The sequence below is a fragment of the Pseudomonas sp. GW821-FHT04C07 genome, assembly GCF_059420325.1.
The window spans coordinates 485,637-511,601 of record NZ_JBWKTM010000001.1 but is presented as its reverse complement, the minus strand read 5'-3'; the positions used below and the strand labels follow the sequence as shown (position 1 = coordinate 511,601).

At 59.5% G+C, this 25,965-nt stretch carries 23 protein-coding genes; 15 read left to right on the top strand and 8 right to left on the bottom strand.

All coding sequences use genetic code 11. From position 1 onward, the window contains the following. Window positions 1-115: 115 nt before the first annotated feature. The 3 genes from AC07UI_RS02430 to aspA form a co-directional block, all read right to left on the bottom strand. Window positions 116-1,120: an asparaginase gene (locus AC07UI_RS02430; RefSeq protein ID WP_494990956.1), complete on the bottom strand. Its 1,005-nt coding sequence runs from the start codon at window positions 1,118-1,120 to the stop codon at window positions 116-118. 97 nt (window positions 1,121-1,217) lie between these two features. Then, the gene (locus AC07UI_RS02425) at window positions 1,218-2,669 is read right to left on the bottom strand and encodes an alanine/glycine:cation symporter family protein (protein ID WP_494990955.1); all 1,452 of its coding nucleotides are present in this window, start codon (window positions 2,667-2,669) and stop codon (window positions 1,218-1,220) included. A 500-nt stretch (window positions 2,670-3,169) separates the two neighbouring features. Beyond that, a complete protein-coding gene (gene aspA, locus AC07UI_RS02420) occupies window positions 3,170-4,594 on the bottom strand; it encodes an aspartate ammonia-lyase (RefSeq protein ID WP_494990954.1) in 1,425 nt (474 codons plus the stop codon). 180 nt (window positions 4,595-4,774) lie between these two features. Here aspA and AC07UI_RS02415 point away from each other — a divergent pair, with 180 nt between their 5' ends. The 5 genes from AC07UI_RS02415 to AC07UI_RS02395 all read left to right on the top strand — a co-directional run bounded on the left by AC07UI_RS02415 (window position 4,775) and on the right by AC07UI_RS02395 (window position 8,725). Next, window positions 4,775-5,692 (top strand): LysR substrate-binding domain-containing protein, encoded by a 918-nt coding sequence (locus AC07UI_RS02415; protein ID WP_494990953.1) that lies wholly within the window; start codon window positions 4,775-4,777, stop codon window positions 5,690-5,692. A 334-nt stretch (window positions 5,693-6,026) separates the two neighbouring features. After that, a complete protein-coding gene (gene purE / locus AC07UI_RS02410) occupies window positions 6,027-6,518 on the top strand; it encodes a 5-(carboxyamino)imidazole ribonucleotide mutase (RefSeq protein WP_494990952.1) in 492 nt (163 codons plus the stop codon). Window positions 6,519-6,529: 11 nt separating this feature from the next. Continuing rightward, window positions 6,530-7,612, top strand: a complete 1,083-nt coding sequence (locus AC07UI_RS02405; RefSeq protein ID WP_494990951.1) for a 5-(carboxyamino)imidazole ribonucleotide synthase — start codon at window positions 6,530-6,532, stop codon at window positions 7,610-7,612. A gap of 108 nt (window positions 7,613-7,720) precedes the next feature. After that, window positions 7,721-7,966 (top strand): GlsB/YeaQ/YmgE family stress response membrane protein, encoded by a 246-nt coding sequence (locus tag AC07UI_RS02400; protein ID WP_494990950.1) that lies wholly within the window; start codon window positions 7,721-7,723, stop codon window positions 7,964-7,966. A 222-nt stretch (window positions 7,967-8,188) separates the two neighbouring features. After that, complete coding sequence (locus AC07UI_RS02395) at window positions 8,189-8,725, top strand: DUF3299 domain-containing protein (RefSeq protein ID WP_494990949.1); 537 nt, start codon at window positions 8,189-8,191, stop codon at window positions 8,723-8,725. 73 nt (window positions 8,726-8,798) lie between these two features. Here the strand turns inward: AC07UI_RS02395 and AC07UI_RS02390 are convergent, their stop codons facing one another. Then, complete coding sequence (locus AC07UI_RS02390; RefSeq protein ID WP_494990948.1) at window positions 8,799-9,698, bottom strand: D-hexose-6-phosphate mutarotase; 900 nt, start codon at window positions 9,696-9,698, stop codon at window positions 8,799-8,801. Between the two features lie 57 nt (window positions 9,699-9,755). Continuing rightward, window positions 9,756-10,157, bottom strand: a complete 402-nt coding sequence (locus AC07UI_RS02385) for an acyl-CoA thioesterase (RefSeq protein ID WP_150640794.1) — start codon at window positions 10,155-10,157, stop codon at window positions 9,756-9,758. Between the two features lie 372 nt (window positions 10,158-10,529). Here AC07UI_RS02385 and AC07UI_RS02380 point away from each other — a divergent pair, with 372 nt between their 5' ends. The 8 genes from AC07UI_RS02380 (at window position 10,530) to AC07UI_RS02345 (ending at window position 20,996) form a co-directional block, all read left to right on the top strand. Next, the gene (locus AC07UI_RS02380; protein ID WP_494990947.1) at window positions 10,530-11,828 is read left to right on the top strand and encodes an MFS transporter; all 1,299 of its coding nucleotides are present in this window, start codon (window positions 10,530-10,532) and stop codon (window positions 11,826-11,828) included. Between the two features lie 164 nt (window positions 11,829-11,992). Then, the gene (locus AC07UI_RS02375; RefSeq protein ID WP_494990946.1) at window positions 11,993-12,994 is read left to right on the top strand and encodes a phosphate ABC transporter substrate-binding protein PstS; all 1,002 of its coding nucleotides are present in this window, start codon (window positions 11,993-11,995) and stop codon (window positions 12,992-12,994) included. A gap of 469 nt (window positions 12,995-13,463) precedes the next feature. Next, window positions 13,464-15,497, top strand: a complete 2,034-nt coding sequence (locus AC07UI_RS02370) for an ABC transporter permease subunit (protein WP_494991180.1) — start codon at window positions 13,464-13,466, stop codon at window positions 15,495-15,497. 15 nt (window positions 15,498-15,512) lie between these two features. Then, window positions 15,513-17,183: a phosphate ABC transporter permease PstA gene (gene pstA, locus AC07UI_RS02365; RefSeq protein ID WP_494990945.1), complete on the top strand. Its 1,671-nt coding sequence runs from the start codon at window positions 15,513-15,515 to the stop codon at window positions 17,181-17,183. A 193-nt stretch (window positions 17,184-17,376) separates the two neighbouring features. Then, window positions 17,377-18,210, top strand: a complete 834-nt coding sequence (gene pstB / locus AC07UI_RS02360) for a phosphate ABC transporter ATP-binding protein PstB (protein WP_494990944.1) — start codon at window positions 17,377-17,379, stop codon at window positions 18,208-18,210. 72 nt (window positions 18,211-18,282) lie between these two features. Further along, window positions 18,283-19,044: a phosphate signaling complex protein PhoU gene (phoU, locus tag AC07UI_RS02355; protein WP_494990943.1), complete on the top strand. Its 762-nt coding sequence runs from the start codon at window positions 18,283-18,285 to the stop codon at window positions 19,042-19,044. A 165-nt stretch (window positions 19,045-19,209) separates the two neighbouring features. Continuing rightward, window positions 19,210-20,142 carry a response regulator gene (locus tag AC07UI_RS02350; protein ID WP_494990942.1) on the top strand — a complete coding sequence of 311 codons (933 nt, stop codon included), beginning with the start codon at window positions 19,210-19,212 and terminating at the stop codon, window positions 20,140-20,142. 200 nt (window positions 20,143-20,342) lie between these two features. Then, window positions 20,343-20,996 (top strand): peptidoglycan DD-metalloendopeptidase family protein, encoded by a 654-nt coding sequence (locus AC07UI_RS02345; protein ID WP_494990941.1) that lies wholly within the window; start codon window positions 20,343-20,345, stop codon window positions 20,994-20,996. Between the two features lie 43 nt (window positions 20,997-21,039). On the opposite strand, the gene AC07UI_RS02340 is transcribed toward AC07UI_RS02345, so the two are convergent. From AC07UI_RS02340 to phoB, 3 genes are all read right to left on the bottom strand, one after another. Further along, on the bottom strand, window positions 21,040-22,380 hold the full coding sequence (locus AC07UI_RS02340) for a hemolysin family protein (protein ID WP_494990940.1): 1,341 nt from the start codon (window positions 22,378-22,380) through the stop codon (window positions 21,040-21,042). Between the two features lie 123 nt (window positions 22,381-22,503). Further along, a complete protein-coding gene (gene phoR / locus AC07UI_RS02335) occupies window positions 22,504-23,790 on the bottom strand; it encodes a phosphate regulon sensor histidine kinase PhoR (RefSeq protein WP_494990939.1) in 1,287 nt (428 codons plus the stop codon). Between the two features lie 80 nt (window positions 23,791-23,870). Further along, window positions 23,871-24,560 (bottom strand): phosphate regulon transcriptional regulator PhoB, encoded by a 690-nt coding sequence (gene phoB, locus AC07UI_RS02330; protein WP_003176964.1) that lies wholly within the window; start codon window positions 24,558-24,560, stop codon window positions 23,871-23,873. A 151-nt stretch (window positions 24,561-24,711) separates the two neighbouring features. On the opposite strand from phoB, the gene AC07UI_RS02325 reads away from it, so the two are divergent. Next, on the top strand, window positions 24,712-25,095 hold the full coding sequence (locus AC07UI_RS02325) for a COG4315 family predicted lipoprotein (RefSeq protein ID WP_494990938.1): 384 nt from the start codon (window positions 24,712-24,714) through the stop codon (window positions 25,093-25,095). Between the two features lie 427 nt (window positions 25,096-25,522). After that, a complete protein-coding gene (locus AC07UI_RS02320; RefSeq protein WP_494990937.1) occupies window positions 25,523-25,900 on the top strand; it encodes a COG4315 family predicted lipoprotein in 378 nt (125 codons plus the stop codon). Window positions 25,901-25,965: the final 65 nt, after the last annotated feature.

Sequence of the window (25,965 nt, the reverse complement as noted above, 5' to 3'; positions counted from 1 at the left end):
TTCCCATGCTCCCGCGTGGGAATGCCTCACTGGACGCTCTGCGTCCGCTTCGGCAGTGACGCGCAGCGTCACGGGCTGCATTCCCACGCAGAGCGTGGGAACGATCAGTGGACGGTCAGCTCAATTCGCCGCACAGATCCAGCTCAACCAAACGCCGAACCTCGGCCGTCTCAAGCCCTGCACCCAACAGCGCATGCAATTTGCCAAACGCCGCCTCACGAGTCATGCCGCCACCCGACAACACGCCAGCATCGCGCAACCGGCTGCCAGCTTCGTAGACGTCCAGCTTAACCCCGCCTTCATGGCACTGAGTGATCGCCACCACTACGATGCCCTTGTCCTGCGCTCGTCGCAGGCTGGCGAGGAACTCTGAGTTGTCGCTTGGCCCGGTGCCGCTGCCGAAGCACTCGAGCAGCAGCCCTTGAATGCCGCTATTGAGCAGGCCATCAAGTTGTTCAGCACCAATGCCGGGGAACAACGGCAGCACGCCAACCCTGGCCAGTTGCTTGCTCTGATCGTATTGCAGCTGAGCGGGAACTGACGGCGCCTTGGCCACGCCACCGTTACGTTGCAGCGCAGCAAACGGATGACGACCAAAGCTGCGAACTTTCGCGCAACGGGTCGGCGCCAGCAGTTCGCCGTGGAAGTACAAATGCACTCCCGGCGCCAGGCCTTGGCCCAGTGCAACCAACGCTCCGCCGAGGTTTTCCCAGGCATCGCTGTCGGTCACGCCGGCCGGCAGCATGGAGCCGGTGAACACGACCCGCGCGTGCAGGCCGAGCAACTGGAAGCTCATGGCTGCGGCGCTGTAAGCGAGGGTGTCAGTGCCGTGCAGGATCAGCACGCTGTCGCAGCCCTGTACGTCGACTGCATCGATGACCGCTTCACGCAAACGCAGCCAATAGGCAGGTGTCATGTTGGCGCTGTCGATCAGCGGGGCCATTTCGCGGAAGCGCCAGTTCGGCACTACCAGCTCTGGCTGGCTGTGGAGGTAGTCGCGCATCCGTGCTTCAAAACCGGAAGCTGGCGCCAGGCCGTGAGCGCTGGCTTGCATGCCGATGGTGCCACCGGTGTAGAGCACCATGACGTGCTGTGCTGCGGGGTAAGTTGCGGGGTTCATGTGGGAATCTCCTGGACGAGTACACCGTACGGTCGAGCATGACGCTGACCGTGCGGTGTGTCACGTCGGACGCAATGGATTGCGCCCGGTTTGGCGATCAGCGTTGCGCTGCGCTCGCGACTGCAGGTGTTGCCTGGGCTTGAGTGGCCGGTGCTGGCGGATTGGCTGGCCAGGCTTTCAGGTCCAGATCCAGGTCCGCAAACTTGCTGGAGTCGAACACTGGTGTCTTGATGCCTGCGGCGCGTTGGTCGTCGTAGTCACGCAGGATGCGCATGCCGACCTTGAACAGCAGGAACAACGCGATCAGGTTAACGAAGGCCAGCAACGTCATGGTGATGTCGGCGAAGGCGAACACGGTGCCGAGGTTCTCGATCGCACCCCAGAAGATCAACACCAATACCAATGCGCGATAGCCGATCAGCACCTTGCGGTTGTCGCCGATCAAGAAGCGCAGGTTGCTCTCGCCCAGGTAGTAGTTGTAGAGGATCGAGGTGAACACGAACAACGCCAGCGCGACGCTGATGAACATCCGGCCCCAGTCGCCGACTACCGCCGCCAGGGAGTTCTGGGTCAGGGCAATGCCGTCACCTTCGAAACCAGGGGTGTAGAAGCCTGACAGCAGAATCAGCAACGCGGTGCAGGTGCAGATCACGAAGGTATCCAGGAACACGCTGAACGCTTGTACTACGCCTTGTGCGACCGGGTGCTCGACCTGCGCGACAGCGGCAACGTTAGGCGCACTGCCCAGACCGGCTTCGTTAGCGAATACGCCGCGCTTCACGCCCATGATGATTGCGCTACCGATCAGGCCACCGAAGGCTTGATCCAGACCGAAGGCGCTTTTGACGATGGTCATCAGCATGGCCGGCACGTGGTCGAATTGCAGCACGATCACATAGAGGGTCACGCCGATGTACACCAGGGTCTTCACCGGAACCAGCAGGTCAGCGACCTTGGCGATACGCTTGATGCCACCGATGAATACCAGACCCAGCAGCACTGCCAGGCCCAGCCCGGTGTAGGTGGTGTTCAGGCCGAAGGCGTTATTGAGCGAGTGGGTCACGGCATGGGATTGCAGGCCGTTGAAGGCGAAACCGAAGGTCACCAGCAGCAGGAAGGCCATGATCATGCCCAACCAGCGTTTCTGCAGGCCATGCTGGATGTAATAGGACGGGCCGCCACGGTACTGGCCTTCGGAGTCGCAGCGCTTGTAGAGCTGGCCGAGGGAGCATTCGAAGAAGCTGCTGGACATGCCGACCAGCGCGGTCACCCACATCCAGAACACCGCACCCGGGCCACCCAGGGTCACGGCGATGCCGACACCGGCAATGTTGCCCGCGCCGACTCGGCCGGCGAGGCTGAGCATCAGGGCCTGGAAGGAGCTGAGTTGACCGGCGCTGCTGCGCAGGCTGTCACGGAACACCGCGAACATGTGGAAGAAGTGACGCAACTGGACGAAACGCGAGCGGATCGTGAAGTAGCTACCGAGCCCGACAATGAGCACGATCAGTACTTTCCCTGAGAGGAAGTCGTTGATGACTTCGAGCATGGAGTTTTCCTCGCTGTTTTTTTGTGTAGGCAAATGCTGGTCGGTCCGACACATCGCATTACACCCGATTGCGCACGGCACAATAGGTGAGGCGAAGGTTGGTCCTGTTCCATTTCGCGGGTTGTTATTAGTTCGGGTTTCGCATGGGTTTGGGCCTCGTTACTGACGACCGCTCACGCGAAGAGGGGCGGCACTATACCTATCAGTGCGGCGTCCGTCTGCACAGTTGTGGTGCAAACGCCGAAACGAAGCCTTGAAACACCCGACTTTATGGCGTCGGGCTCTTGTGGGAGCGAGCTTGCTCGCGATGCCGGCACCGCAGTTTTTCAGGAAAGCCGCGTCATCGTTCATCGCGAGCAAGCTCGCTCCCACAGGTTCTGCGTTGTTGCAAACAAGTTAAAAAAAAGGGCCTGGAGAGTAATCTCCAAGCCCTCAAAAGGTGAGAGGTGTCTAGTCCCTCATCCTGGTGAGCAGTGCTATGCCTTGAAAGCCGGCGTTGGTCAGGCCTTCAGAGGCACCAAACGCGGAGCAATCATGTTTTCCGGGCGCAGGATGTCGTCGAGCATGGCTTCGTCGAGCAAGCCTTCTTCGCGCACCAGTTCCAGCACGCCGCGGCCGCTTTCCAGCGCGATGCGAGCGATGCGGGTGGCGTTCTCATAGCCGATGTACGGGTTCAGAGCGGTGACCAGACCGATCGAGTGTTCGACCAGTTCGCGGCAGCGGGCTTCGTTGGCAGTGATGCCGACGATGCAATGCTCGCGCAGCATGTCCATGGCGCGTTGCAGCAGGCGGATCGAGTCGAAGATCTTGAAGGCGATCAGCGGCTCCATCACGTTCAGCTGCAGCTGGCCGCCTTCGGCCGCGATGGTCAGCGCCAGGTCGTTACCGATGATCTGGAACGCCACCTGGTTGACCGCTTCAGGAATAACCGGGTTGACCTTGCCAGGCATGATCGAGCTGCCTGGCTGACGCGCTGGCAGGTTGATTTCGTTGATGCCGGTACGTGGGCCGCTGGACAGCAGGCGCAGGTCGTTGCAGATCTTCGACAGCTTGACCGCGGTGCGCTTGAGCATGCCGGAGAACAGCACGAAGGCGCCCATGTCGGAGGTGGCTTCGATCAGGTCGGCAGCCGGTACCAGCGGTTGACCGCTGATCAGGGCCAGGCGCTGAACAGCCAGGTGCTGGTAACGCGGGTCGGCGTTGATGCCGGTGCCGATCGCGGTGCCGCCCAGGTTCACTTCAGTCAGCAGCTCAGGCGCCAGTGTTTTCAGGCGCGCCAGGTCTTCGCTCAGGGTAGTGGCGAAGGCGCGGAATTCCTGGCCCAGGGTCATCGGCACGGCGTCTTGCAGTTGGGTACGACCCATCTTCAGGACGTGGCTGAATTCTTCACCTTTGGCGGCGAACGACTGGATCAGACTGTCGAGGCTGGCCAGCAGCGCGTCGTGACCCAACAGCAGACCCAGGCGGATGGCCGTCGGGTAGGCGTCGTTGGTCGACTGCGCCATGTTCACGTCGTTGTTCGGGTGCAGGTACTGGTATTCGCCCTTCTGGTGACCCATGGCCTCCAGCGCGATGTTGGCGATGACTTCGTTGGCATTCATGTTGGTCGAAGTGCCAGCGCCGCCTTGAATCATGTCCACCACGAACTCTTCGTGGAAATCGCCGCGGATCAGACGGGCACAGGCTTCGCTGATGGCAGCGTGCTTGGCTTCGCTGAGGTGACCCAGCTCACGGTTGGCGTCGGCAGCGGCCTGTTTGACCATGGCCAGGCCCACAACCAGCTTCGGGTAATGCGAAATCGGAACGCCGGAGAGACGGAAGTTGTTCACCGCTCGCAGGGTCTGGATGCCGTAATACGCTTGAGCCGGTACGTCGAGTACGCCAAGCAGGTCTTTTTCGGTGCGGAAAGATGCAGCGGAGGACATGATAGAAATCATCTCGATATGGACCCGGTCTGTGCCGGAACGCTGCCAATGCTAGGCTTGGGGGCAATTTACGGCCAATGCTGTTAAGCACTAGCCTATGCATAAACGGCATAATGTCGATGTGACGCCGCTTGGGCGTCGAACGTGCGACCTAAAATGGTGCGTGTCCGGGAGGGCGTGATGAATCTGGAAAGCAAATGGCTTGAGGACTTTAGTGCTCTGGCCGCCACCCGCAGTTTCTCCCAGGCTGCCGAGCGACGTTTCGTCACCCAGCCAGCGTTCAGTCGGCGGATCCGCAGTCTTGAGGCGGCACTGGGTCTGACGCTGGTCAACCGCTCGCGCACGCCAATCGAACTGACGGCGGCGGGACAGTTGTTTCTGGTGACCGCGCGTACCGTGGTCGAGCAGCTCGGCGAAGTGTTGCGCCATTTACATCATCTGGAAGGCGGGCAGGGCGAAGTGATACAAGTCGCCGCCGCGCATTCCCTGGCGCTGGGCTTCTTCCCGCGCTGGATCGCGCAACTGCGCAACGAAGGCTTGAACATCGCCACGCGGCTGGTTGCGACCAACGTCGGCGACGCCGTGCATGCCCTGCGCGAAGGTGGTTGTGACCTGATGCTGGCGTTCTATGATCCCGATGCGGCCATGCAAATGGATCCGGAAATCTTTCCCTCGCTGCACCTGGGTCACACTGAAATGCTCCCGGTCTGCGCCGCCGATGCCGACGGCAAACCGCTGTTTGACCTGGAAGGCGAAGCCAGTGTGCCGTTGCTGGCTTACAGCGCCGGTGCCTTCCTCGGTCGTTCGGTGAACATGCTCCTGCGTCAGCGCGCCCTGCGTTTCACCACCATCTATGAAACTGCCATGGCCGACAGCCTCAAAAGCATGGCACTGGAAGGCCTGGGCATCGCTTGGGTACCGCAGCTCAGCGCGCGCGCCGAACTGGCGCGAGGTGAGCTGGTGGTCTGCGGTGGCCCGCAATGGCATGTGCCGCTGGAGATCCGCCTGTATCGTTGCGCCCTGGTGCGCAAGGCCAACGTCCGTTTGTTGTGGCGCAAGCTGGAAGGTGGTGCGGCGCAAGGCACAACAGGATCCTGAAGCCAACGAAGATCCAATGTGGGAGCGGGCTTGCTCGCGAAGACGGCGGCACATCCAGCATTAATGTGACTGACAGTCCGCTTTCGCGAGCAAGCCCGCTCCCACACTGGATTTGTGGTGTATTGCCCTGACCTTCGAGTCAATAAAATCACCACTTTGCGCCATATGACAGATGGTCGAACCGGGGTCTGTTTATCTGTCTCTTTACGGTATACTGCGCGGCCTTCGGCCGGTTTAACCGGCCTTGATTCGTATAACAAGCCACGCCGGTTTTCCCGCGTGGCTTGTTGTTTTTTGACGCGCCTGCGGGCGCCCAGAGAGAAGAGGCACGACGATGAGTGCACTGGTTGGCGTGATCATGGGCTCCAAGTCCGATTGGTCCACCCTTAGCCACACCGCCGATATGCTGGAAAAGCTCGGCATCCCTTACGAGGTGAAAGTGGTCTCTGCCCACCGTACCCCGGACCTGCTGTTCCAGTACGCCGAAGAGGCCGAAGCGCGTGGCATCGAGGTGATCATCGCCGGCGCCGGTGGCGCTGCCCACTTGCCGGGTATGTGTGCGGCCAAGACGCACCTGCCGGTACTGGGCGTGCCGGTGCAGTCGTCGATGCTCTCGGGCGTCGACTCGCTGCTGTCCATCGTGCAGATGCCGGCGGGCATTCCGGTCGCCACGCTGGCCATCGGCAAGGCCGGGGCGATCAATGCCGCGCTATTGTCCGCGAGCATCCTTGGTGCCAAGCACCCGCAATTTCACACTGTGCTGAAGAAATTCCGCGCTGAGCAGACAGACAGCGTTCTGGAAAATCCAGACCCACGCGTCGCCTGAGGTTTTTGACGATGAAGATCGGTGTAATCGGTGGCGGCCAGTTGGGTCGCATGCTGGCTCTGGCGGGTACACCGCTGGGGATGAACTTCGCTTTCCTTGATCCGGCACCGGATGCTTGCGCAGCGGCGCTGGGCGAACACCTGCGGGCCGATTACGGCGATCAGGATCACTTGCGCCAGCTGGCCGATGAAGTGGATCTGGTGACTTTCGAATTCGAGAGCGTCCCGGCTGAAACCGTGGCCTTCCTGTCGCAGTTCGTGCCGGTCTACCCGAGCGCCGAAGCCCTGCGCATCGCCCGGGATCGCTGGTTCGAAAAGAGCATGTTCAAGGACCTCGAGATTCCGACTCCGGCGTTCGCCGACATCCAGTCGCAAGCCGATCTGGACGCAGCCGTGGCCAGCATTGGTCTGCCGGCAGTCCTGAAGACCCGTACTCTAGGTTATGACGGCAAGGGTCAGAAGGTTCTGCGCAGCGCCGCCGACGTGGCGGGCACTTTCGCCGAGTTGGGCAGTGTCGCCTGCCTGCTGGAAGGTTTCGTGGCGTTCACTGGCGAAGTCTCGCTGATCGCCGTGCGTGCCCGCGATGGCGAAACGAAGTTTTACCCGTTGGTACACAACACCCACGACAACGGCATTCTGCGTCTGTCCGTGGTCAGCACCGACCATCCGCTGCAGGCCCTGGCCGAAGACTACTCGAGCCGCGTGCTCAAGCAGCTGGATTACGTTGGCGTGATGGCGTTCGAGTTCTTTGAAGTCGACGGCGGCCTCAAGGCCAACGAAATCGCCCCGCGGGTCCACAACTCCGGGCACTGGACCACCGAAGGCGCCGAGTGCAGCCAGTTCGAAAACCACCTGCGGGCGGTGGCCGGTCTGCCGCTGGGGTCGACCGCCAAGGTCGGCGAAAGCGCAATGCTCAACTTTATCGGTGAAGTACCGGCCGTGGAGAAGGTCATCGCCATTGCCGATTGCCATTTGCACCATTATGGCAAGGCGTTCAAGGTCGGCCGAAAGGTCGGTCACGCCAGCCTGCGCTGCGCTGACAAGGCCACCCTTGAGCGGCAGATTCTCAAGGTCGAAGCGCTGATCGCCGAGTAAGAAATCCCTTGGGTTGGCGGGAACCTTCGGTCACCGCCGTTCTCTGATGGCAGGATGCCAAAGCGCTGACTAGGCTTCGGCATAACCATTTCATACAGAGGAAATGCCATGCATATTATTGGAACCATCTTTGTCGGCTTGATCGTTGGTCTGCTGGCACGCTTCCTGAAACCGGGCGATGACAGCATGGGCTGGATCATGACCATCCTGCTCGGTATCGGCGGTTCGCTGGCGGCGACCTATGGTGGCCAGGCATTAGGCATCTATCATGCGGGTCAGGGGGCGGGCTTCATCGGCGCACTGATTGGCGCAATCGTCCTTCTGGTGATCTACGGCCTGGTCAAAAAGAGCTGATTAAAGCGACAAAGCCCTCTCTGCGCGGAACGCGGAGAGTGGTGCCCGTCTCGAAATGAGTGTTCACCTTTGACCGCGTCCAGCTCTTCGCCATAGCAGGCTATGACTCGTCGCCGCGCCTTGCCTGAAAACGCTATTCACTTGTCAAAAGTTGAACGCAGTTACGAAATAGGGCACTAGAATGCTCGGCGTTCCACTGTTCTTCCTTTTCCGAGCAAACCCATGCGCCGTCTTCTGTTGACTCTTCTTCTGCTGGGCAGTGGCCTGGCCCATGCCGGCGAACTGCCGGAAACCGACTGGCTCGAACTGATGCCAAAGTCGGACCAGAAAGCCCTCGAACAAATGCCGGAAATTGACCATAACTCGCCCGAAGCCAATGGGACATTCACCGACAAGGGTGGCTTGAAACAGAGTAAAGGCCTGCCTGCGGTGATGTATTCGACCAAAACCGTGGCGGCGATGAACGACAAGGACATCCGTATCGGTGGTTACCCGGTGCCGCTGGAAACGGATGCCAAAGGTCGCAGCACGCTGTTCTTCTTGGTGCCATACCCAGGCGCCTGCATCCACGTACCGCCGCCGCCTCCCAATCAACTGGTGCTGGTGCGTTATCCGAAGGGTTTGAAGCTCGATGATATCTATACGCCGCTGTGGGTAACCGGCACGCTGAAAGTCGAGAAGGTCAACAATGACCTGGCTGATGCGGCGTATGCGCTGGATGCGGCGAAGGTTAGGGTGGTGAAAGAGTCGGATCTATAACAGCGCCAGACATTTGGGCACCGATTTAATGTGGGAAGGGTCGGGCGACGCTTCCCACATTGGTTTCGTGGTGTTAAAGGGGCTTGCTGGCAACACTCACGCCCAGCGTATGACTCGCCCCCGGCGCCAGGGTTATCACATCATCCATCACATTCGCCGTTTCGATGCACAGCATGCGCTGCCAGCCATCGTCGGCCATGTCGCTGAATTGTTTGGCGCGTTCGATCCACGGATTCCAGATCACCGCCGAGCGCGAGCCGCGGCTGGTCAGTTGAATCCGCCGCTCCCAACTCGGGTCAACAATGTTCAGCTGTTCAGGCGTATCCAGGTAGATGCGGTCAGTTTCACCGGCAAAGCGCAAATCACCGGCCTGAATACAGGTTTTCCAGTCGTCCAGGGTTTCGATATAGCTCACCCCGTCCAGTCCTTCGACGTGCACGTTGCGCACATCGCTGACTGCAAAGTAGCTGTGCAGCGCCTGGCTGATACTCACGTTTTCAGTACCCTGGTTGTGGCTGGTGAGGCTGATGTGCAGTTGCTCATCCAGACGAATGCTCAGCTTCAAATCAACCTTGTGCGGCCAGCCAGGCAAGCCGCCTTCGGGTTGAGGCAGAACGAATTCAACCTTCAGGTTTTCACCTTCAGCTTCAATCCCGTCCAACTCCCAGTCCATCGCCCTTACCAAACCGTGGGCGGTGGCGGGTTCAGTGCTCTGGCGCATGTCCTGAACGCTTTGCGGGTTGCGCGCCAGATTACCGAACCACGGCCAGCACACCGGAACGCCGGCACGAATGCTCTTGCCGGTTTTGAACACGGCCTCATCGTTGAGCCAGATCAACGGTGGTTGCCCCGCCAACTGATAGCTGAGGATGTGTGCACCTTGTTGGGCCACCAGCAATTCGGCCTGACCGTGGCGGATGCGCCAGCAGTTCAGTTCATCCAGTTTCACAGCTTCAACGTTGGGCGTAGGCATGCTGCAGATCTCACTTGGAAACAATGACTGCAATGGACCCGCAACGGGTCCATGAGTTTAACGCCGTGGAGGCACCGAACGGGTCCGGCCGCTGCCATCGATGGCGACGAAGACAAACACCGCTTCGGTCACTTTACGCCATTCGCTGGACAGTGGATCGTCGCTCCAGACCTCAACCATCATCTGGATCGAGCTGCGGCCGATTTCCAGCGCCTGGGTATAGAAGGACAGTTGCGCTCCGACCGCAACCGGCACCAGAAACGCCATGCGATCAATCGCTACCGTTGCCACGCGTCCGCCCGCGACTTTGCTGGCCATCGCCGTGCCGGCCAGGTCCATTTGCGCGACCAGCCAACCACCGAAAATATCGCCAAAACCGTTGGTTTCGCGAGGAAGCGCGGTGATTTGCAGGGCCAGATCGCCTTGCGGAATAGGATCTTCTTGTTCGAGCTCTATCATGCCGGGGGTGCCTCTGACCCGTGACTCTACAGTGTGCTGCGGGTGAATAGCCGTCTCGGGAAAAACGATTCAGCCCGAACATACTACGTTCGTCACGTTTTTCGTAAGGCGTACTAAAGGGAAACTCTGCGAAACCGGCTGGTTGGTGCCCAACGGCGCTTTCGCACAGCAACCCTCTGCGTGCGGGTGTTTACCCGTAGATTGCGAGTATATCGATCGGTAGACCTCGCGACGACCGTCCGGTTCTCATTTTGACCGTCAATTGCGCTCATCTATGTGCTTTTTCGAACAATTTGCTATCGTGCCAAACCTGCCAGGCCCCAACCAGCGCTGTTGCGGCTTCCAGACCCGACTATAAGAGAAGCCCTTGCCATGACCAGTGTGCCCTCGAGCATTGCGCAGCCAGCACAAGCCGCACGTCCGTTGACCCGCAACGACTACAAGACTTTGTCGCTCTCTGCCTTGGGTGGGGCACTGGAGTTTTACGACTTCATTATCTTCGTGTTCTTCGCCACGGTGGTCGGCAAGCTGTTCTTCCCGGCGGACATGCCGGAGTGGCTACGCCTGATGCAGACCTTCGGGATTTTCGCGGCTGGTTATCTGGCCCGGCCGTTGGGCGGTATCGTCATGGCACACTTCGGTGACCTGCTGGGGCGCAAGAAGATGTTCACCCTGAGCATTTTCATGATGGCCGTGCCGACGCTGATCATGGGCATGTTGCCGACTTACGCGCAGATCGGTATGTGGGCGCCGATTCTCTTGCTGCTGATGCGAGTTATCCAGGGTGCGGCCATCGGCGGTGAAGTGCCAGGCGCCTGGGTGTTCGTGTCCGAGCACGTACCGCAGCGGCACATCGGTTACGCCTGCGGGACGCTGACTTGTGGCCTGACCGCCGGGATCCTGCTCGGCTCATTGGTCGCCACGGCGATCAACAGCATTTACAGCCCGACCGAAGTCTCCGATTACGCCTGGCGTGTCCCGTTCCTGCTGGGTGGGGTGTTCGGCCTGTTTTCGGTGTACCTGCGTCGCTGGCTACACGAAACCCCGGTGTTCGCCGAACTGCAACTGCGCAAAGCCCTGGCCGAAGAAGTGCCGTTGCGCGCCGTGCTGCGCGATCATCGCGGGGCGATTGTGATTTCGATGCTGCTGACCTGGTTGCTCTCTGCGGGGGTCATTGTGGTCATTCTGATGACTCCGACCGTACTGCAGACGGTCTACCACTTCTCGGCGACCACCGCGTTGCAGGCCAACAGCCTGGCAATCGTGTTTCTGAGCCTGGGTTGTGTCGCTTCCGGCGCACTGGCTGACCGTTTCGGCGCGGGCAGGGTGTTCGTGTTTGGAAGCGCGGCGCTGTTGCTGACGTCGTGGACCTTCTATCACAGCCTGTTCAACCACCCTGACTGGCTGTTCCCGCTGTACTCGCTGACCGGTTTGTTCGTCGGCACCATCGGCGCGGTACCATTCGTGATGGTCAACGCGTTTCCGGCCGTAGTGCGCTTCAGCGGTTTGTCATTCTCCTACAACCTGGCCTACGCGATTTTCGGCGGTCTGACCCCGATGATCGTCACCCTGCTACTCAAGGAAAGCCCGATGGGTCCTGCCTATTATGTTGCAGTAATTTGCAGCATGGGCCTGTTGGTGGGCCTGTATCTGTGGCGTAAAGCTCGCTAAACCCCGCATCACCTCAGCGTTTGCTTTACCTTCTCCCTCAAGGTCCAGCCTTCTAATCGAATGCCGGACCTTCATCTAATTGTCATATTCCAGTCATAGAGTGTTCACACGGCCTACAGATACTTGGCCCCGATCCAATTCACCCTATCTGCTAGGAGTAAGGCATGAAACTGAAGCGTTTGATGGCGGCAATGACTTTTGTCGCTGCTGGCGTTGCGACTGCTAATGCGGTTGCCGCTGTTGACCCTGCTATCCCGAGCTACACCAAGACCACTGGTGTGTCGGGCAACCTGTCCAGCGTCGGTTCCGATACCTTGGCGAACCTGATGACCCTGTGGGCCGAGAACTACAAAAAAGAATACCCGAACGTAAACATCCAGATTCAGGCCGCTGGCTCCGCCACTGCGCCACCTGCGCTGACTGAAGGCACCTCGAACCTGGGCCCGATGAGCCGCAAGATGAAAGACACCGAACTGGCTGCCTTCGAGCAGAAGTACGGTTACAAGCCGACCGCAATCCCGGTCGCTGTGGATGCCCTGGCCGTATTCGTGCACAAGGACAACCCGATCAAGCACCTGACCATGGAACAAGTCGACGCAATCTTCTCCTCGACTCGTCTGTGCGGCGCCAAAACCGAAGTGAAAACCTGGGGTGACCTGGGCGTGACCGGCGACCTGGCCAACAAGCCAGTCCAGCTGTTCGGTCGTAACTCGGTATCAGGCACCTATGGCTACTTCAAAGAAGAAGCCCTGTGCAAAGGCGACTACAAGCCAAACGTCAACGAACAACCAGGTTCGGCTTCGGTCGTACAATCGATCAGCAGCTCGCTGAACGGTATCGGTTACTCGGGCATCGGCTACAAAACCGCTAGCGTGAAGACCGTGGCTCTGGCCAAAAAAGGCAGCACTGACTTCATCGAAGACAGCGAAGAAAACGCCCTGAACGGCAAATACCCGCTGTCGCGTTTCCTCTACGTTTACGTCAACAAAGCCCCGAACAAGCCTCTGGCCCCGCTGGAAGCCGAGTTCGTGAAGCTGGTTCTGTCCAAACAGGGCCAGGAAGTGGTTGTGAAAGACGGCTACATCCCTCTGCCAGCCAAGGTTGCTGCAAAAGCACTGGCTGACCTGGGCCTGCAAGAAGGCGGCGGTGAAGTCGTAAAAAAGTAACACCTTAGGTCCGGGGGCTTAGCCCGGACCTGTAGGAGCGATGCTGGCTCGCGCTGGCATCACCGCGGTGATCCAGTCAGATCGAGTCGACTGAATCGCGGGCAAGCCTCGCTTCTACGCCCCCAATTTTTCCGGTCCGCTGCCAGCTCTGCTACGCGGCGGATTTGTCGCGTCACTGCATTGTCATCTTTTTGTCATACAGGACCGCTAGGGTGTGCGCATGAATGATCTGGCCAATTCCACCATGACTACCAATCCCCCCAAGCGAATTGACTTCAATACGCCTGAGCTGCAACGCAAGCGCCGTATCCGCGCGCTCAAAGACCGCCTGACCCAATGGTATGTGCTGATAGGCGGTCTGGCCGTCCTCGGCGCAATCACCTTGATCTTCTTCTTCCTCGGTTACGTCGTAATGCCGCTGTTCCAGGGCGCTGACTTGACCGCCAAGGACGCCATCACCCCTGCCTGGATACAAGACGCCGGCAAGCCGTTGATGATCTCTCTTGAAGAGCAGAACCAGGTCGCTATGCGGGTTTCCGACAAAGGTCAGGCGTTGTTCTTCGACATCGACAGTGGTGCCGAATTGAGCCGCGTGAACCTGCCGATTCCGGCCGGCATCAGCGTGACGTCCATTGGTGAAGACCAGCCGGGGCATCCGTTGGTGGTAGTTGGCTTGTCAAACGGCCAGGCCCTGGTGTTCCGCCACACTTACAAAGTCAGCTACCCGGATGGCAAGAAGACCATTTCGCCAGCCATCGAATACCCGTACGGTGAAACACCGATCGCGCTGAACGAGCAGGGCGGCGCCCTTGAGCGCGTCAGCCTCAACGCCACCGAATCGGCGCTGGTGGTTGCCGGCTCTACCGGTCCGCAGCTGCATGTGCTGTCGCTGACCCGCGAAGAAAACATGATGACCGGTGAAGTCACCAGTAATCAGACCCGCATCGAACTGCCGCAAATGACCGAGACGGTCAAAGCGATCTACATCGATCCGCGCCAGCAATGGCTGTACGTGGTCAACGGTCGTGCCCAGGCCGACGTGTTCAGCCTGCGCGACAAGAGCCTCAACGGTCGCTACAAGCTGCTCGAAGACGGCAATGCCGAAGTGACTGCCAGTACCCAACTGGTGGGCGGTATCTCGTTGATCATCGGTGACTCCAAAGGCGGCCTGGCCCAGTGGTTCATGGCCCGCGACACGGATGGCGAGCTGCGTCTGAAGCAGATTCGGACCTTCCAGATGAGCACCACGCCGATCGTTGAAATCACCGCTGAAGAACGTCGCAAAGGTTTCATCGCCCTGGACGCCTCGGGCAAGCTCGGTGTGTTCCATAGCACCGCCCACCGCACCTTGCTGGTTGAACCAGTGGTCGACGGCGCCGGTATTTTCGGTCTGTCGCCACGAGCCAACCGCGTTATCGTCGAGGCGGGTGGCAAGCTGCAACCGCTGCTGCTCGACAACCCGCACCCGGAGGTTTCCTGGAGCGCGCTGTGGGGCAAGGTCTGGTACGAAAACTACGACGAGCCTAAGTATGTCTGGCAGTCGACCGCCGCCAACACTGACTTCGAACCCAAGCTGAGCCTCTCGCCGCTGACCTTCGGTACGCTGAAAGCTGCGTTCTACGCCATGCTGCTGGCCGCACCGCTGGCCGTCGCCGCCGCGATCTATACCGCGTATTTCATGGCTCCGGGCATGCGCCGCAAGGTCAAACCGGTAATCGAGCTGATGGAAGCGATGCCGACGGTGATCCTCGGTTTCTTCGCCGGTCTGTTCCTGGCACCGTATGTCGAAGGTCATTTGCCGGGCATCTTCAGCCTGCTGATGCTGCTGCCGATTGGCATCCTGGTGGCCGGGTTCGCCTGGAGCCGCCTGCCTGAGTCGCTGCGCCTGCGGGTTCCGGACGGCTGGGAAAGCGCAATCCTGATTCCGGTGATTCTGTTCGTAGGCTGGCTGTCGCTGTACATGAGCCCATACATGGAAACCTGGTTCTTCGGCGGCGACATGCGCATGTGGATCTCCCACGACCTGGGCATTACCTACGACCAGCGCAACGCCCTGGTAGTTGGTCTGGCCATGGGTTTCGCCGTTATTCCGAACATCTACTCGATTGCCGAAGACGCTGTGTTCAGTGTGCCGCGTGGCCTGACGCTGGGTTCGCTGGCACTGGGTGCTACTCCATGGCAGACCATGACACGGGTGGTGATCCTCACCGCCAGCCCGGGCATCTTCTCGGCGTTGATGATCGGCATGGGCCGTGCGGTGGGTGAAACCATGATCGTGCTGATGGCCACCGGCAACACCCCGGTCATGGAATTGAACCTGTTCGAAGGGCTGCGTACCCTGGCCGCCAACGTCGCGGTGGAAATGCCCGAATCGGAAGTCGGCGGCAGCCACTACCGCGTGCTGTTCCTCTCGGCGCTGGTGCTGCTGTTGTTCACCTTCATCATGAACACCCTCGCCGAGCTGATCCGTCAGCGTCTGCGCAAGAAATACTCGTCGCTTTAAGAAAGGTAGAAGTCTGTGAAACAGAACTCCCTAAAAGGCTGGTTCAAGAGCGGCGCCCCCGGCGTCTGGATCAGCGGTGGTGCGGTGTCCATCGCGGTCATCATGACCCTCGGTCTGCTGGCAGTGATTGCCGTGCGCGGTCTGGGCCATTTCTGGCCGGCGGACCTGATGCACGCCAGTTACAACGTGCCGAACCAGGCCAATCACATCGTCATCGGCGAAGTGGTGCAGAAAGAAGAAGTGCCTCGTGAGCGCCTGAAAAGTGCTGGCCTGCCAGTACCTGATCAAGGCCCGGAGTTCATGACCCGCGAGCTGATCAAGGTCGGCAACCGTGACCTCAATGGCAACGACTTCACCTGGATCGTTGGCGAGTGGCTGACCAACCAGAGCACGCCTGCTGAACTGATGACCATCGAGCGTCGTGAGTGGGGCAACTTCTACGGCTACCTGGTCAACGTCAAGCAGGACGGCAAGGTCATCGCTGAAGGCGAGGCCGCATGGCCGGAACTGCAAGCCCGTGTCGAGCGCGTCAACAAGCTCGCCGTGCAACTCAAAGCCCTCGAAAAGTCTGATATCGGTGCCATCAACGCCGGCCTCGAACGTTTGCGTCTGCATGCTCGCAAGCTGGAACTGGCCGGCAAGCTCGATGCCGCCGCTCAGGCGGATATGGACGGGGAGCGCGCCGAGCTGAACAACCGCTATCAGGCGGTCGAAGCGCAGCTCAGTGACCTGCACACGCAGTTCAATCGCGACAGCCTCACGGCCCGCGATGCCAACGGTAAAGAAGTGGAAATCGGCATCGGCAAAGTGGTTCACGCCTATCAGCCGAACGCCATGAGCACGCTGACCAAAGTCGGTTTCTACTTCAACAAGGCCTGGGAATTCCTCAGCGACGACCCGCGTGAAGCCAACACCGAAGGCGGGATCTTCCCGGCGATTTTCGGCACCGTGATGATGACCCTGATCATGGCCATGATCGTTACCCCGTTCGGCGTGCTGGCGGCGGTTTACCTGCGTGAATATGCACGTCAGGGCCCGATGACCCGACTGATCCGCATCGCCGTGAACAACCTGGCAGGTGTTCCGGCCATTGTGTACGGCGTGTTCGGTCTGGGCTTCTTTGTCTACGTATTGGGCGGCTCGGTCGACCGTTTGTTCTTCCCTGAAGCGCTACCGGCACCGACCTTCGGTACGCCGGGCCTGCTCTGGGCGTCCCTGACCCTGGCATTGCTGGCGGTGCCGGTAGTCATCGTCGCCACGGAAGAAGGTCTGGCGCGGATCCCTCGCACAGTGCGTGAAGGTTCGTTGGCGCTCGGTGCGACCAAGGCGGAAACGCTGTGGAAGATCGTTCTGCCGATGGCCAGCCCCGCGATGATGACCGGCATGATCCTCGCCGTGGCCCGCGCCGCTGGTGAAGTGGCGCCGCTGATGCTGGTGGGCGTGGTGAAACTGGCCCCGTCGCTGCCGATGGATGGTAACTACCCGTACCTGCACCTGGACCAGAAGATCATGCACCTGGGCTTCCATATTTATGATGTCGGCTTCCAAAGCCCGAACGTCGAAGCCGCACGGCCGCTGGTGTACGCCACGGCGCTGCTGCTGGTGCTGGTGATCGCCTTGCTCAACCTGTCCGCGGTGGCGATTCGTAACCACCTGCGCGAAAAATACAAAGCTTTGGATAGTTAATCGCCGCCGACCCTGTAGGAGCGATGCTTGCTCGCGATGGCATCACCGTGGTGAGCCGGTTAAAACTCACCGGCGGCATCGCGGGCAAGTCGGATCGCCGCACCGCTCGCTCCTACAGAACGGCATTACCGCTGGCCCGCCTCGTGAGGCCAGCGGCCAACTGAATCGAATTTGTTAGCGTAGGGAGCATCCCATGCAGCACGAAGCACATAGCCACGGCATCAACATGTCCGCCCTGGGGCGCGACAAGCAAAGCTTGAGTCTGGCGCAAGAAACCGTCGCCATCGAAGTGCCGAGCCTGAGCCTGTATTACGGCGACAAACAAGCACTGTTCGACGTCAGCATGAACATTCCCAAGCAGCGCGTGACCGCCTTCATCGGCCCGTCCGGCTGCGGCAAGTCGACCCTGCTGCGTACCTTCAACCGGATGAACGATCTGGTCGACGGCTGCCGCGTGGAAGGTGAAATCAATCTGTACGGCAACAACATCTACCGCAAGGGTGAAGACGTCGCCGAATTGCGTCGCCGGGTCGGGATGGTGTTCCAGAAGCCTAACCCGTTCCCGAAAACCATCTATGAGAACGTGGTTTACGGCCTGCGCATTCAAGGCATCAACAAAAAGCGTGTGCTCGACGAAGCGGTCGAATGGGCGCTTAAGGGCGCGGCGCTGTGGGAGGAGGTCAAGGACCGCCTGCACGAGTCGGCACTTGGCCTGTCCGGTGGTCAGCAGCAACGTCTGGTGATTGCCCGCACCATCGCCGTGGAGCCGGAAGTCCTGTTGCTCGACGAACCGTGCTCGGCTCTGGACCCTATCTCGACGCTGAAAGTGGAAGAGCTGATCTACGAGCTGAAATCCAAATTCACCATCGTTATCGTCACCCACAACATGCAACAGGCCGCCCGGGTTTCTGACTACACGGCGTTCATGTACATGGGCAAACTGGTGGAGTTCGGCGACACTGACACCCTGTTCACCAATCCGGCGAAGAAGCAGACTGAAGACTACATCACCGGTCGTTACGGCTAGGAAGCAGCAGTCGTTCACTGAACCAACGCTGCGGTCGACCGCACCTTACCGGACGCTCCAAGGACGCCAACCATGATTAGTAAAGACAGCCTCACGCATCACATCTCCCAGCAGTTCAATGCCGAACTCGAGGAGGTGCGCAGCCACCTTCTGGCGATGGGTGGTTTGGTGGAGAAACAGGTCAACGACGCCGTGACCGCGCTGATTGAAGCCGACTCGGGTCTGGCCCAGCAAGTGCGCGAGATCGACGATCAGATCAATCAGATGGAGCGCAACATCGACGAAGAATGCCTGCGCATTCTGGCTCGTCGTCAACCGGCGGCGTCCGACCTGCGTTTGATCATCAGCATCTCCAAATCGGTGATCGACCTGGAGCGCATCGGCGATGAAGCGACCAAGATCGCCCGTCGCGCCATCCAGTTGTGCGAAGAAGGCGAAGCGCCGCGTGGTTACGTCGAAGTCCGGCACATCGGTGACCAGGTGCGCAACATGGTCCGCGATGCACTGGACGCCTTCGCGCGCTTCGACGCCGATCTGGCGCTGTCGGTGGCACAGTACGACAAGGTCATCGACCGCGAATACAAGACCGCGCTGCGTGAGCTGGCGACTTTCATGATGGAAGACCCGCGCTCTATCTCAAGGGTCTTGAGCATCATCTGGGTCCTGCGTTCGCTGGAGCGGATCGGTGACCATGCGCGCAACATCTCGGAACTGGTGATCTACCTGGTGCGCGGCACCGACGTACGTCACCTGGGCCTCAAACGCATGAAAGAAGAAGTTGAAGGCACAAGCGCTGAAAGCGCTAATGTTCCGGGCAAACCTGACGATAAGTAAGATTGCCCAAGAAAAGCGCCCGGCCTTTTGGTCGGGCGTTTTTGTTTGTGGTTTTCGAATTCATAGCACCCGCGAACGAAAAAAGTACCGGCGTGGCTGAAGAGTTTTGGCAAATTGCCATCAGATGAGCGTTATGCTTGCCGGGATTTTTTAAAGGGGTGGTCGATGAGTAAGGTAAGTGTGTTGGTGGTGGATGATGCTTCGTTCATTCGTGATCTGATGAAGAAGTGCCTGCGCAACTACTTCCCCGGCATCAGGATTGAGGATGCCGTCAACGGCAGGAAAGCCCAGGCCTTACTCGCCCGTGAAGCGTTCGATCTGGTCCTGTGCGACTGGGAGATGCCGGAAATGTCCGGCCTCGAACTGCTGACCTGGTGCCGCGAACAGGACAACCTCAAAGCCATGCCGTTCGTCATGGTCACCAGCCGTGGCGACAAAGAGAACGTGGTTCAGGCGATCCAGGCCGGCGTTTCCGGCTACGTCAGCAAACCCTTCACCAACGAGCAGTTGCTGACCAAGGTCAAACAGGCCCTGAACAAGGTCGGTAAACTCGACACCTTGCTTTCCAGCGCCCCCACCAAAATGAACTCGGCGTTCGGCAACGACTCCCTCAGTGCGCTGACCGGCGGTAAGGCTGCAGTGGTTCCGTCGGCTGCTGCCCCGGTCAGCCCGTTCACCAAACCTGCAGCCGAGGCGCCGGCTCGAGGTCTGCTCAACAGCCCACCGGTCAAGGCGCCAGTAGCTTCCGCCGCCTCGGCTGGCGGTCGTGGTCAAGGCCAATTGCGTCTGCCCAGCGGTACCCAACAGTGTGTGATCAAGGCGCTGAGCATCAAAGAAGCGCTGCTGGTAGTAAAACGCACCGACACCCTGCCGCAAGTCCTCGACAGCGCCGTGCTCGACCTTGAGCAGGGCGACAATGCCGAAGTGGCGCGTCTGAACGGCTACCTGCACGCGGTCGTCGCCCACGAGCCGAAACCGGACAGCGACTGGCTGCAACTGACCTTCCGCTTTGTCGACCAGGACGCGCAGAAACTCGACTACATTTCCCGACTGATCGCTCGCGGTACGGCGCAGAAGCATTTTGTGCCGGGTGCATAAGCGTTTTTGGGTCTGATCGATCTCTATTCCGATGGTCAGACCGTCTATCGCGGGCAAGTCGGATTGCCCGCGATATGGCGGCCTTGAATTCAACACAATCCTCCCTGAATCAACGCACAGTTCTGAAACATCTGACGACTTCGCTGGTGCATCACAGCTGATAGGCTGCTTTGCACGCCTTAGTCGACAGATCCTTGCCCATGCTCGCGCGATTGTTGTTTTTCTGTGGTCTTTTCATGGCCACCACATCGGCTGTGGCCATGACGATCTACAAGTCCACCGACGCCAGCGGCGTGGTCTCGTACAGCGACCGGCCAACGCTGGGCGACAAGCCGTTGGTCTATACCCCAAGGTTCCGTTATTCGCTGGGTGACCCTTCAGGGGCGGTGCAGGCCTATCGTTATCCACTGCCTTGGCGAGGCGGGCCGTTTCGGCTGACTCAGGGGGCCAACGGTCAATACAGTCACTTCGCAGTCAAGAGTCGCTACGCCATGGACATTGCCATGCCCGAAGGCACGCCCATCATCGCGGCCCGTGGCGGGATAGTGGTGAAGACTGAAAATACCCAGACCGGGCGTGGCACCGACCCTTCCGGCAACTTTGTCCGGGTGCTGCACGACGACGGCACCATGGGCGTCTATCTGCACCTCAAGCAAGGCTCGGTGAATGTTCGTGAGGGGCAGCGAGTGGCGGTGGGGAGCGCGTTGGCGCTGTCAGGCAACACCGGCAACAGCAGCGGGCCGCACCTGCATTTTGTGGTGCAGCGCAATACCGGCCTGGGGTTGGTGTCGATCCCGTTTCAGTTCAATCAACCGGTAGGGGCACTGCCCAACTTTGCGTTGGGCAGGCAATGATTGTTTAAAAGCAGAAAATCGCAGGCGGTCGCCCGCCTTGTGCTTAATCGAGCATCAACACCTTGGCCAATATGATTTTCGGGCCTTTCATCTTTTTGATGATGATCCGCAAACCTTCGACTTCCAGTACTTCTTCCTCTTCCGGCACCCGTTTGAGGGTTTCGTAGACCAGCCCGGCGAGGGTTTCGGCTTCGATGTGGTCCAGGTCGATGCCCAGCAGGCGTTCGACCTTGAACAGCGGCGTATCGCCACGCACCAGCAGTTTGCCCGGCTGGTAGGCGAGGATGCCGCGTTCGGCCTTGCGGTGTTCGTCCTGGATGTCACCGACCAGCACTTCCAGCACGTCTTCCATGGTCAGGTAGCCAATGATGTTGCGATCGGCTTCTTCCACCAGAACGAAGTGTGAGCCGCCCTTGCGGAACTGCTCCAGCAAGTGCGACAGCGGCATGTGTCGGGACACGCGCTCCAGCGGGCGGGTCAGTTCGGCGAGGTTGAACGACTCGGGAATGTGGTCCAGCGCGGCCAGTTCCAGCAGCAGATCCTTGATGTGCAGTAGACCGACGAACTCATTGCGCTCGGTGTCGTAGACCGGGTAGCGGCTGAACTTGTGGCGACGGAACTGCGCGAGGATTTCCTTGAGCGGAGCGTTGAACTCGATCGATACCAGGTCCTCACGGGAGTTGGCCCAGTCGACCACCTCCAGCTCGCCCATTTCCACGGCCGAGGCCAGTACTCGCATGCCTTGGTCGCTCGGATCCTGGCCACGGCTGGAGTGCAGGATCAGTTTCAGTTCCTCACGGGTGTAATGGTGGTCGTGATGCGGGCCGGGTTCGCCCTGGCCGGCGATCCGCAGGATGGTATTGGCGCTGGCGTTGAGCAGGTAAATGGCCGGGTACATCACCCAATAGAACAGGTACAGCGGCACCGCGGTCCACAGCGACAGCAACTCGGGCTTGCGAATCGCCCAGGATTTTGGGGCCAGTTCGCCGACCACAATGTGCAGGTAGGAAATGATGAAGAAGGCGGTAAAGAACGACACGCCTTTGACCACTTCAGCGGAATGTACGCCGACGGCGTCGAGTAGTGGTTCGAGAATGTGCGCGAACGCCGGCTCACCGACCCAACCCAGGCCCAGGGAAGCGAGGGTAATACCCAGCTGGCAGGCAGACAGGTAGGCGTCGAGCTGGCTGTGTACGGTGCGCAGGATCTGCCCGCGCCAGCCATTGGTGTGAGCGATGGACTCAACCCGGGTCGAGCGCAGTTTGACCATGGCGAACTCGGCCGCAACGAAGAAGCCGTTGAGCAAAACCAGGATCAGTGCAAAAAGGATCATGCCGAAATCGGCGAAGAGTGAGGCGATGGTGAAACTAGGGGAAGGGTCCATGGTGGAGTTTTGCGGGTTCCGTATATTCGAAAAGAAAGAGGATTGCCGAGCCTGAAAGGCAGGCCCAAGTCAGCCAATGTAGCGGCTGACAGGGTGATTGCCTAGTGGTCAGTCATTGTGGAGCTAGTCGGTCAGGCTGCCGGCCCTGGATTTCGTGACTTGGGCGGGTACGAAATGGCAGGTGAAGGTGCTGCCATGGCCCAGCACGCTGCTGATCTCCAGCCGCGCGCGGTGGCGCAGCAACACGTGTTTGACGATGGCCAGCCCCAGCCCGGTGCCACCGGTATTGGAGTTGCGGCTGGAGTCGACGCGGTAGAAGCGTTCGGTCAGGCGCGGCAGGTGTTTGCTGTCGATGCCAATGCCGGAGTCCTGCACGCTGAGGTGCGCGCCTTGTTCGTCGCCCCACCAACGAATGCGGATGTTGCCTTCGGCCGGGGTGTATTTCACCGCGTTGAACACCAGATTGGAGAACGCACTGCGCAGCTCGGCTTCGCTGCCCTTGAGCAAAATCGAAGAATCGGCTTCCAGCGTGATGCGTTGATTGCGTTGCCCGGACAATGCCAGAGCATCGTTCTTGATCGATAGCAGCAGGTTGTCCACCGACACTGGCTGATTATCCGACGGGTAGTCGGTGGCTTCCAGCTTGGCCAGCAGCAACAAGTCATTGAGCAGGGTCTGCATGCGTCCACCTTGCTGCTGCATTTGCTGCAAGGCGCGGGTCCAGCGCGGGTTCACTTCTTCGATGTTGTCGAGCAAGGTTTCCAGGTAACCGCAAATCACCGTCAGCGGCGTACGCAGCTCATGGGACACGTTGGCGATGAAGTCTTTGCGCATCTGTTCGAGTTGATGAATGCGGGTGACATCACGTACGAGCATCAAGTGCTCGTTGTTGCCGTAGCGGGTGATGTACAGCTGGATGCGCAGGCGATCATTGGTCGGCGAGGGGATTTCCAGCGGTTCGGCGTAGTTTTCCTGCTCGAAATATTCCTTGAAGCGCGGATGGCGTACCAGGTTGGTCACCGGTTGGCCACTGTCCTGCGGGGTTTTAAGGCCGAGCAGGGTTTCCGCGGCGCGGTTCCACCATTCCAGGTTGCCGTCGCTGTCGAGCATGATCACCGCGTCTTTCAGCGCGGCCGTGGATTCCTGAACCCGATCGATCACCGCTTGCAGCCGCCCGCGCACCCGCTGGTCGCGGCGTTGCAGGTGATAGATGCTGTCGAACACTTCGCCCCACAGGCCATAGCCGTCGGGCGGGGCGTCGTCGGGTTTGTGCAGGCGCAGCCATTCGTGCAAACGCAACAGTTGCTTGAGCGTCCAGCCCAGATAGGCACCCAGGCCAATGGCCAGGCTCCAGCCGTAATAACCGCTGATCAAACCGATCAGCAAACAGCCGGTGATCAGAAGCAGCATGTGGCGTATCAGGGTGCCATGCCAGTTTTGGTTCAATTAAACATGCGTCCTTGTCAGCTTGTCCGGCGGGTAAGTGCGGCTCAGCCTTTGGTGGAAAAGCGATAGCCGGTGCCACGTACGGTTTGTACCAGATTCTCATAGGCATCGCCGAGGGCTTTGCGCAGACGACGGATATGCACGTCAACAGTGCGCTCCTCGACATACACATTGCCGCCCCAGACCTGATCGAGCAGTTGCCCGCGGGTATAAGCACGCTCCTGGTGGGTCATGAAGAACTGCAGCAAGCGGTATTCGGTGGGGCCCATCTCGGCGGGTTTGCCGTCGATGGTCACGCGATGGCTGATCGGGTCGAGCAGCAGGCCACCGACTTCGATCGGCGCTTCGCCATCGGTCGGGCCGGCGCGGCGCAGTACGGCCTTCAGACGGGCGACCAGCTCACGAGGGGAAAAGGGTTTGGTGATGTAGTCGTCGGCGCCGACTTCCAGGCCCTGGATCTTGTTGTCCTCTTCGCCCTTGGCGGTGAGCATGATGATCGGGATATCCCCGGTCAGCTCATCGCGCTTGAGGCGCCGGGCCAACTCGATGCCTGACGTGCCGGGGAGCATCCAGTCGAGCAGAATCAGGTCGGGCTTGCGGTCGACAATGATGGCATGGGCCTGCTGGGAGTTTTCCGCTTCCAGGCAGTCGTAGCCGGCCATTTCCAACGCAACGGCGATCATCTCGCGAATAGGCGCTTCGTCGTCAACAATCAGAATGCTCCTGCCAACCATGCTGAATCCTCTTGTCATTTAACTGTCTTGCGCCGCATTAGATAACGGAATTATTGCAGTCGTGTGACAGTATTTTAGTGCCAGAGCGATCGGCGTGTTCCTGAACTAAGCTCTAAGTCCCACACCTGACAACCACAAAAGGAAGGTTTCTATGTCTCACAGCACTGTTTCCTGGAAAGCCTTGTTGGTGATTGCTGCATTAGTCCTGCCGGGGCTGGCTTTTGCTGCCGATCCGGCGATGACAAAGGGCGGAATGCTTGTCGACCAAAAGGGCATGACCTTGTACACCTTTGCCAAAGACACTGCTGACAAGTCCATGTGCAATGACGCATGCGCCGCCAACTGGCCGCCGCTGATGGCCACCAGTGCCGACAAGTCCAAGGGCGACTGGACGGTGATCAAACGCGCTGACGGCAAGATGCAATGGGCCTACTACGGCAAGCCGCTGTACACCTTCGTCATGGACAAGAAGGCTGGTGACATGACTGGTGAAGGGAAAATGGACGGCGCCTGGCACGTTGCCAAACCTGAATAGTTCGGGTTAGTCCTGAGGTCGATCCCCTGCAAGCCCGCTCCTGCAGGAATAACACAGTTCTTGTGGGAGCGAGGCTGTTGCCCGCGAAGCGTCAGCCCAAACACCGCAAATTCTCTGGTCGAGCTCTTTCCATGTGGCGAGAGCTCCCGCCGGCCGGTCCGTGCTCGGGCGCAGCAGTCGCAAAACCTATAGATGCAGTGTGCTGACGACATGCGATCGCAGGTTTCAGGGCCGCTGCGCTTCGTCGTCAACAATCAGAATGCTCCTGCCAACCATGCTGAATCCTCTTGTCATTTAACTGTCTTGCGCCGCACCAGATAACGGAATTATTGCAGTCGTGTGGCGGTATTTCAGTGCTACGGCGATTAGCGCAATCCTGAACTAAGCTCTAAGTCCGACTCCTGACAACCACAAAAGGAAGGTTTCTATGTCTCACTGCACTGTTTCCTGGAAAGCCCTGTTGGTGACTGCTGCACTAGTCCTGCCGGGGCTGGCACTTGCCGCAGAACCGGGGATGATGAAAAACGGCATGATGGTCGATCAAAAGGGCATGACCTTGTACACGTTCGACAAGGACACAGGCGGCAAGTCGATGTGTAACGCTGATTGTGCCAAGAATTGGCCGCCGATGATGGCCCCGGCGGGTGCCAAGGCCGAAGGCAAGTGGTCGATCATCAAGCGTGACGACGGCATGATGCAATGGGCTCATGACGGCAAGCCGATGTACACCTATAAAATGGACGCGAAACCGGGAGACGCAATGGGTGACGGCAAAGGTGGTGTCTGGCACATGACCCAGAAGTAGTTGATCTGCGCCACCTGCAAGCCTTGCTCTTACCCGTAGGAGCGAGGCTGCCCGCGAAGGCGTCA

Coding starts and splice junctions, on each gene's coding strand:
- pstB (WP_494990944.1), top strand. CDS start 17,377: ATGCAGCACGAAGCACATAGCCACGGCATCAACATGTCCGCCCTGGGG.
- phoU (WP_494990943.1), top strand. CDS start 18,283: ATGATTAGTAAAGACAGCCTCACGCATCACATCTCCCAGCAGTTCAAT.
- AC07UI_RS02375 (WP_494990946.1), top strand. CDS start 11,993: ATGAAACTGAAGCGTTTGATGGCGGCAATGACTTTTGTCGCTGCTGGC.
- phoB (WP_003176964.1), bottom strand. CDS start 24,560: ATGGTTGGCAGGAGCATTCTGATTGTTGACGACGAAGCGCCTATTCGC.
- AC07UI_RS02405 (WP_494990951.1), top strand. CDS start 6,530: ATGAAGATCGGTGTAATCGGTGGCGGCCAGTTGGGTCGCATGCTGGCT.
- AC07UI_RS02325 (WP_494990938.1), top strand. CDS start 24,712: ATGTCTCACAGCACTGTTTCCTGGAAAGCCTTGTTGGTGATTGCTGCA.
- AC07UI_RS02340 (WP_494990940.1), bottom strand. CDS start 22,380: ATGGACCCTTCCCCTAGTTTCACCATCGCCTCACTCTTCGCCGATTTC.
- AC07UI_RS02395 (WP_494990949.1), top strand. CDS start 8,189: ATGCGCCGTCTTCTGTTGACTCTTCTTCTGCTGGGCAGTGGCCTGGCC.
- purE (WP_494990952.1), top strand. CDS start 6,027: ATGAGTGCACTGGTTGGCGTGATCATGGGCTCCAAGTCCGATTGGTCC.
- AC07UI_RS02350 (WP_494990942.1), top strand. CDS start 19,210: ATGAGTAAGGTAAGTGTGTTGGTGGTGGATGATGCTTCGTTCATTCGT.
- AC07UI_RS02425 (WP_494990955.1), bottom strand. CDS start 2,669: ATGCTCGAAGTCATCAACGACTTCCTCTCAGGGAAAGTACTGATCGTG.
- AC07UI_RS02380 (WP_494990947.1), top strand. CDS start 10,530: ATGACCAGTGTGCCCTCGAGCATTGCGCAGCCAGCACAAGCCGCACGT.
- AC07UI_RS02400 (WP_494990950.1), top strand. CDS start 7,721: ATGCATATTATTGGAACCATCTTTGTCGGCTTGATCGTTGGTCTGCTG.
- AC07UI_RS02415 (WP_494990953.1), top strand. CDS start 4,775: ATGAATCTGGAAAGCAAATGGCTTGAGGACTTTAGTGCTCTGGCCGCC.
- aspA (WP_494990954.1), bottom strand. CDS start 4,594: ATGTCCTCCGCTGCATCTTTCCGCACCGAAAAAGACCTGCTTGGCGTA.
- AC07UI_RS02385 (WP_150640794.1), bottom strand. CDS start 10,157: ATGATAGAGCTCGAACAAGAAGATCCTATTCCGCAAGGCGATCTGGCC.
- AC07UI_RS02430 (WP_494990956.1), bottom strand. CDS start 1,120: ATGAACCCCGCAACTTACCCCGCAGCACAGCACGTCATGGTGCTCTAC.
- AC07UI_RS02345 (WP_494990941.1), top strand. CDS start 20,343: ATGCTCGCGCGATTGTTGTTTTTCTGTGGTCTTTTCATGGCCACCACA.
- AC07UI_RS02320 (WP_494990937.1), top strand. CDS start 25,523: ATGTCTCACTGCACTGTTTCCTGGAAAGCCCTGTTGGTGACTGCTGCA.
- AC07UI_RS02390 (WP_494990948.1), bottom strand. CDS start 9,698: ATGCCTACGCCCAACGTTGAAGCTGTGAAACTGGATGAACTGAACTGC.
- phoR (WP_494990939.1), bottom strand. CDS start 23,790: ATGCTGCTTCTGATCACCGGCTGTTTGCTGATCGGTTTGATCAGCGGT.